Below are 2281 nucleotides of genomic sequence, written 5' to 3'. Positions count from 1 at the left end.
CTCAAGCTACTTCAAAGCGAAGGTCATCTATCGCTAGTATCAACATCGAAAGAATCGGGCAGCGGACGTACGACGACCGAGCGGTACGAGGTCGATGGACCCGTGGCATTGGTGATGACGACGACGTCGCTGGATGTCGATCCTGAGCTGCTGAATCGTTGCTTGGTCATCAACGTCGATGAAAGCGTTAAACAAACAGCCGCGATTCATGCTGCCCAACGTCATGTGGATACGCTTGACGGCTGGGACAACGAAGAAGACCAAGATCGATTGACGCTGCTGCACCAGAACGCCCAGCGTCTACTTGGCCGAGTCAAAGTCGTCAATCCGTATGCGGATCAACTGAAGTTCATCGACGCCCAAGCCCGCCATCGACGCGACCACCAAAAGTACCTTTCCTTGATCAAGGCGGTTACGCTACTGCATCAGTTCCAACGCGAAGTAAAGCAGCGGACTAAGAATGGCGTCACCAGCGATTATATCGTCGTCACTCGGCGTGATATTGCCATGGCTAATCGAATTGCCGATTGGGCATTGGGGCGCAGCATCGATGAACTCTCTGCACCGACACGGCGTCTTCTGCTTCAGTTGTATGACTTATCAGGCGAATTGGCACAGCAGCAAGGTGTACCGAAGGACGAGGTCTTATTCACTCGCCGCCAAGCACGCGAAGCGTTGGGCTGGAGTGCATCGCCGATGCGGATTCACCTGGAGCGATTGTGTCGCCATGAGTACGTTGTCGGTCACGGTGGCGGCAGTGGCAAGCTCCATCGCTATCGTCTTTTGTACGATGGCCGTGGACGAGAAGGGCAGCCCGCGTTTACTGGCCTAATCGACCCAACTTCTCTAAAAGAACCACCGTCGGCACCTACGACTACCAACCTGTTCGATCAAAAAGCCACCTGACCGATACCTTTCCGCCACCTGTCCGATTGCTCAAAACAGCTTAAGTCGTTGCACAGCAACAGCTAACCGCCGCACCTGTCCGATTTACCCGGTGCAAGGCATCCCCACCAATAAAAACGTACGTAGTACCGTCGTACGTCAGCGGCCTCTTTGCCGCCCGCTTCGCTGATTCTCAGTGAAGCGAAACCATTACCAACCCCGTCCGTGCTACCGGTGCGCGCGGACACTTTCCCTTCCAGGAAATTTTTACGATGAGCAAGAAACAAAGAAAACCGATGCAGCCGTTCGGCGACGCCAACGATCCCCATGGCTTCTGGCGACTGCTCGGAGAGCACACCGAATGGCTACGCGTGCATAACTACAGCGAAGCGACGATCCGCAAACGAGCGGTCTACGTTCGCTCGTTCGCACGGTGGTGTCTCGACCGAGATTTATTCCAGCCGCGAGTGATCACCAAGCCGATCATCGAATCGTTCCAACGATCGCTGTACCGTCACCGCAAGCAGGACGGGAAGCCGTTGGCGTGGAGCGGACAACATCTTCACTTAAAGGAAGTCCGCAGCTTTTTTGCCTGGCTAGTGAAGTTGAATCATCTGCCGTTTAGTCCAGCCTCGGAGATCGACCTACCGAAGCAGCCGGCGACGCTTCCCAAAGCGATCTTGTCAGCCGATGAGGTCGAGAGAATCCTATCACAGCCTGACACGACAACGCCTTTGGGAATTCGCGACCGAGCGATCTTGGAGACGTTCTATTCGACCGGCATTCGGCGAGCGGAGATGTGTTCTTTGAAGATCGACGACATCCAAGTCGACCGGCAAAGTCTGTTTGTCGAGTGTGGCAAGGGCCAGAAGGATCGTTACGTCCCGATTGGCCTTCGAGCGTTAGTCTGGATCGCCCGCTACGTCGAGCAGGCACGCGACAAGTTGCTGTTGGACAAGAAGGAGCGAACGTTGTTTCTCACCCACCACGGTGAACCGCTGAATCCAGACACGTTGACCGAATATTCGCGACGATAGATCGCCGCGGCTGGCGTGGAGAAGTCTGGCGCGTGTCACATCTATCGTCACACGATGGCGACGCTAATGTTCGAGAACGGAGCGGACATCCGCGTGATCCAAGCGATCTTAGGCCATGCAAAGCTGGACACGACGCAGGTCTACACGCGAGTGGCGCTTGCTCACCTATTGAAAGTCCACGGAGCGACGCATCCGGCAGAAAAAAAGGACGAATCGTAGCTGCACAGCGTCTTGGAATCGTTTAAACTAACGATCATGACGCTCCAAGCAAAAACTCGTCGACCTTCTCCCCACGCGCCTCGCGCGCGTGAGGCTGGCCGTAGTTGCAACCATCGCCGATTGAGCTGCCACTCATCAAC

General features: G+C 55.4%; 1 protein-coding gene and 1 pseudogene. Both read left to right on the top strand.

Features of this window, described 5'->3' with window-relative positions; all coding sequences use genetic code 11:
* Positions 1–906: hypothetical protein (locus Q31b_RS28770; RefSeq protein ID WP_197172541.1), on the top strand; the 906-nt coding region annotated here is incomplete at its 5' end.
* Positions 907–1157: 251 nt separating this feature from the next.
* Positions 1158–2141 (top strand): annotated as a pseudogene (gene xerC / locus Q31b_RS27605) (site-specific tyrosine recombinase XerC).
* The last annotated feature ends 140 nt before the right edge of the window (positions 2142–2281 follow it).

Origin of the sequence: Novipirellula aureliae (assembly GCF_007860185.1) — a bacterium.
GTDB lineage: Bacteria > Planctomycetota > Planctomycetia > Pirellulales > Pirellulaceae > Novipirellula_A > Novipirellula_A aureliae.
This window is presented reverse-complemented; position numbering and strand designations above follow the sequence as displayed.